Annotated in this window: 1 protein-coding gene; it reads right to left on the reverse strand. The window is 36.0% G+C overall.

Annotated features, from left to right (window positions below; translation table 11 throughout):
- Positions 1 to 644: 644 nt before the first annotated feature.
- Entirely contained in the window at positions 645 to 4,481 is a 3,837-nt protein-coding gene (locus ABFR62_12720; protein MEN8139286.1) for a starch-binding protein, read from the reverse strand.
- Positions 4,482 to 5,648 lie beyond the last annotated feature (1,167 nt).

Consider the following 5,648-nt stretch of genomic DNA (forward strand, 5'->3'; position numbering starts at 1 on the left):
TATAAAGTTCTTATTTCTAACTATTGATTGCATATCATTCTGGTTTTGATATTCGAAAGTATGTAATCGGGGAGGAAAATGAAAGTTTAATCTTCGAATTTTAGCCCTATGCGTTAAGGATGGTTTACATCTTCTTGCAACTGGCCTGAGAATGAAAAATTATTTACCATTTTGTAGATTTTGTAACGCTCCTACGGAGCTTATTATCTAACATGAAATTATTCTGCTACAAAGGTAAATTCCCTCCAGGACTGAAAAAAAATAGCTTTATCATGATACTTTAAAGCATTCTGTCATTTACTCGCAACCATAATTGTATCAACCTGGGATGCGAAAACAATTACAGCTTTATAAAGGAGAAAAAGTAATATAACTAGAGCTTCATCGTTCATTTCATTTGGGACATTATTTTACGAATCTCCGTCAAAAAAACGTGTTGTTAGTAAGAAGTAGATGCTTTCTTCTCTGAAATCTACCTGTGCCGAGGCGTTAAGAGATATTATCTGAAAGCTTGCCAACAATAGAAGTAATTTAAAATCCTCATTTCTAATATTTATTTGTTGTGCTTTATGTGTGTTTGATGTAAAATAAAAGACTGTCTCAAAAGAGTTGTTGTTAATACTATTTGAGACAGCCTTTTTTGTTTATCTAATTATTAATTGTTTTGAAATTGATGTCGTAGCTGTGGTAAGTTTCATAATGTAAATTCCATCATTAAGTTTTTCGGTTTGGAAAATCACCTTATGGCTTCCCGAGTTGTATGTACCATTAACGGGAGAAGCAATAGTTTTACCTGTCATATCTATAATATCAATAGATATATCCATTCGCTCACTAAGGTCGAAACGTAGTGTAGTGAATCCGTTAGCAATTGGATTAGGGTAGTTTTGATGTAACATTAAAGATGCAACTTCACCGTTTTCTACCGAAAGTTTTTTGCCGATGACGGAAGTCCACCCGTTATCATACCAGTCTTCCGAGTCAGCGAATAGATCAACGGTTTGTTCTCCTCCATTGTTATTGAAAATAATATTTGCACTGCTTGCTCCATCAATAGTATATACATACCAGTCATTTCCTTCTGCTGTCATCTCATTACCCGGCCATGTAGTTTGTTCCATTACCGGAACAACATTCCAATAGTGTATGTAGGCAGAAGTCCAGTGTGTTGGTTTTTTGAAGTGAACAGTTAAGCCTGTTGTTGGTGTAGGCTTATTGTTATACCACACTCCACTTGCTTCATCATACCATGCTTCAGTACAATGTTCTAAGTCCGGTGTTTGAGAAGTGCCGTTATTTGAGAAGATTATGTTCGAACAGTCGGCACCATCAATAGTATATGTATACCATCCATCTTCCTCGTTTGTCATAAGTTCTCCCGGCCATGTTGTAGCAGTTGTTTCAGGAGTTGTAGCCCAGTAATAAATAGTAGGATTTGTATATTCGTTTGGCTTAAAGTGAATTTTTAATCCGTTTGAAGGGTTATTACGTGGATCGGTATCGTACCAAATACCATTGTCGTTCCATCCGTCTTTGTCGCGGAACATATCTCCTGTTTTATCAGCTCCGTTATTTGAAAATAGCAGATTTGTGCTTTCTACTCCTTCAAAGGTATATGAATACCATCCGTCTCCTTCATCAGTCATATTCGGACCTGGCCAAGCTGATGCCGGTAATACATCAGGGATGTTATTCCAGTAATGAATATTTACAGAATTCCAGTTTGCGTTGTTTTTGATGTAAACTGTTAATCCCGCAACTTCACCAATTCTTGAGTTTGCTTCGTTAGAATAAGCACTTTCATTACTGTTATTAATTGCTTTTACCTGATAGAAATATTTACCATCAGCCAAATTTGAATCAGTATAACTTGTAGAGTTTGCTCCTATTGTTGCAACTGTAGTAAATCCTGTTCCTGAAGTTGTAGAGCGTTCAATTATATATGCTGTTTCGTTGCTTGCATTGTCTATCCATGTTAGTTTTATGTCAGCTAAATTAGTTGATGCAGATAATGAAGTAGGGGCTAATACGGCTGAATCATCAATTTTTTTAGAAGTAAATAATTCCCACTGTCCTGCAGCCAATACATAGTCGCTTCCGTTTGCCTCGTATTCCTGTCCGCTAAAATGATTGTACCATGTTCCTGTATGTGGAAAATCAGGAGTGATAGAGGTTGTGCTTGTTCCGAAGTTTGCAATAATAACTACATCCATAGTTTCATGGGTGATTTTAATCTGGCGAGTATCGCCAATATCGTTCCATGAGAAATATCCTTGCGTGAAAACAGGATGATCCTTTCTAAGGTTTAAAAGTTTTGAGAAAGTTTCATATACATCTCTTCTGTTAGGATCACTCATATATTCTTGCCAAACAAGAGGTTTATTACCCACACGACCGTTATAGTCGATTGAATAATCATAACCCTGTTCTCCGAACATCCAAATCATTTTAGGTCCCGGAACAGTGTAAAGAAAAGCAGCTCCCATCTCAATACGGTCAAGTGCAGTTGGTAGATCTTTTATATCATAACCCCCTAAATCTGCTCCGTAGTTAAGGTTTTGCATCATTATTCTTTCCTCGTCATGACTTTCCATGTAAACAATACGTCCACCATTTTGAGCACTACCAAAAGCGGCTTCATTAAGTTGATGACCTGATATAACTTCTTTGTATTGCTCGTCAACACGCTTCCATGGTAGCATACCGTATGCTGCTAATTCATTTTCCTCGGTTTCAGCAGTTAAGTGTTCAAGTATTACGTATGCATTTGGATTTACTGTCCAAATCTGGTCGGCCATTCGTTTTAAGATATCAATACGAGAGGCATCATAATCCCAACCACAGTTTTGTGTATTGGTAAATCCTTTAGTAAAATCAAAACGGAAACCGTCTACTTTGTATTCTTCCTGCCAGTATTTAGTTACCTTATCCATAAAGGCTTTTGTATATTGACTTTCGTGGTTGAAATCGCTTCCCCAGCTCCAGCATGTATTTGGAGAATCCTGATTAAACCAAGGGTTGTTCCATGCCGGTTTATTATTTGCATCATCCCAATACATGCGGGCCATAACATTTTGTCCGAATGCATGATTTAGAACCATGTCAATAATAACTGCAATTCCATTTTGATGAGCTACATCGATAAGTTTTTTAAGTTCATCTTTATGTCCGTAATATTTATCTGCAGCAAAGAAAAATGACGGGTTGTATCCCCAGCTTTCATTTCCTTCGAATTCATTTACAGGCATTAATTCAATAGCATTTACACCTAATTTTTTAAGGTATTGAATTGAGTCTGCAACTGATTTATAAGAGTGTTCAGCTGTAAAATCGCGAATTAATAATTCGTAAATCATTAATTCTTGACGCGGTACTCCCTGGAAATTTTCTACTTGCCATGAGAATGTCTCTTGTCCTGTACGAATTACTGATGCGATTCCTTTATCTGTATCGGTATACGAAACTAAGTTTGGATATGTAGAAGAAGGAATGTGTTGGTCGTTCCAAGGATCGGCAATTTGATCAGCAAATGGATCAGCGATTCTGATTTTACCGTCAACTATATACTGGAAAATATAATCCTGTCCTTTGGTTAAGTTGTGGATATAGATCCAAAAACGTTCACCATCAGGAGTTCTCTTCATCTGATATTGGTCTTCAATAGCCCAGTTGTTGAATGTTCCTGTTACATGAACGAAATCCTTATCAGGGGCTAAAAGGTTTAATAAAACTGTATTGTCATCAATATAGTTTATTCCGTCTTTCATTCCGGAAGGAAGTTCCTGAATAGGTGAATCATCAGTTACATTAATGGAAACTGTTTTTTCTCTTATTACTGAACCGTTTTCTGCTACAATTTTCGCAGTGTGATTTCCTGCACCAGAGAAAGAATACGTGTAATTAATAGATGTTGTATTACTTTGTGTACTTTTTAGTTGATTGTCTATGTATAATTTAAACTCTGCCGTAGAAGGTGTCTCAGCTGTAAGTGTAAAGTTTTCACTTGTTTTAACAAACATAGATTCGCTGTCAGGATTTGTGAACAATACATAAAAACCGGGGTCGATGTCAATATAAATATCTCTATCATCGGCTGTTTTTCCAACTAATGTTCCCTCAGCGTTTCTGAATACAGTAGCTAAACGGAAAATGTTCTGGTTCAAATCAACTGAATAATAATTTCGTGGGGTAATGGTAATTTGCCATTTATTGTTTCCAATTGATGTCATTTTACCTAAACCATCATCTTCTCCCCAGTTACCTACAGAGTTATTCCACTCTGTTCCGGTAGGTTTGTCTAATACAACTCCTGAATGCATATATATTGATTCGCTACCTGCCAAGGCGGCGTTTCCTAATGATGCATCGTAAGTGATTGTGATTGATTGGTCGGCATTTGGGTATTGGAGATCAATACCCACCTGAGCCGAAGCTAAATTGCTGAACAGCAATAATAGCCATAGCATGTTAAAATTCCTCATTTTTTAATGTTGGTTTAGTCAAATCCAGATTAAAAACTTAATTGTGTTCATTAAGCACAATTAGTTTTTACCCAGACTTATTGTTTGTTAATTATTGTTGAAAATAAGCTTTAGGAAGAAACATATTTCATGGTTAGTGTATTAGGTACACCAAATTTAGTGTCTCAAATACAATAACCTAAATTTATTTTGTGAAAAAATAATGCATATGATTGTTTTTATATGAATAAACTTTGAGTGTTGAAAATGCTAAGTGTTAAAGATGAAAAGGATAGGTGTGTTTGATTGTTTCTTTTATTTGTGTTAGGGGTATTGTCTGAGTTAAAGTAAGAAATGGGCTACTTGTATTTTCTTATAGTGTATTTTTTACGCTTTATTATTGGAGAGTAAATTATCACTGGTAAAATTGATCACATTTTTAAATGTTTTCATTGTTTCCACCAGTGATATGAGTGGCAGTTTTTTACAATAATTAATTATGAAACTATCGCCAAAAGAGCGACCTGGTGAAGCTCCTTTCTGTGAAATAGTTGAGTATTAATTATTGCAGAAACTATAACGGATTGCTCGCCCTGGTGGCCTTAATTATTTTATATTGGTAAATCAAAACTCACTATCAGTACATTCTTTTACATCGTATTTTTTCAGAACAGTTTCACCAACTTCAATCTGAATTGATTTATTAAGAATTGGGACACCTTAAAAGTGTAAACAATGTCCCTTTAACTTTGTAAAGGAGGTCCCTTTACCATTACTTGGTAGTTGCTTCGCATCCGAAAGCGTGAAGGGTTGTTTCACATCCTCTCGCAACAGTTTTGAGAATGAAAAAATAAATAAAGAAAACCTTCTTTATTTTTCCATTCATCCTGTTACGTGAAGGATTATTCACGAGTGTTTATTTTGGTGTTCATGATTACTTCGTAGTTGTTTCACATCCTTTCGCAACAGTTTTGAGAATGAAAAATAAATAAAGAAAACCTTCTTTCTTTTTCTATTCATCCTCTTGCGTGAAGGATAGAGCCGGCATCCTTTTTGGATATTAAAGTCGGGGAGCGACTTTGAGTAGCGCTCCGACTAATATCCAAAAAGATACAGGCGAAAGCCTGACCCGCAGGGGCACGCCCAAAATATTATAAAAAAAAGCCCCGAGAAATAATTCCCGGAGCT

It is taken from the genome of Bacteroidota bacterium, from assembly GCA_039714315.1.
Classification (GTDB): domain Bacteria; phylum Bacteroidota; class Bacteroidia; order Flavobacteriales; family JADGDT01; genus JADGDT01.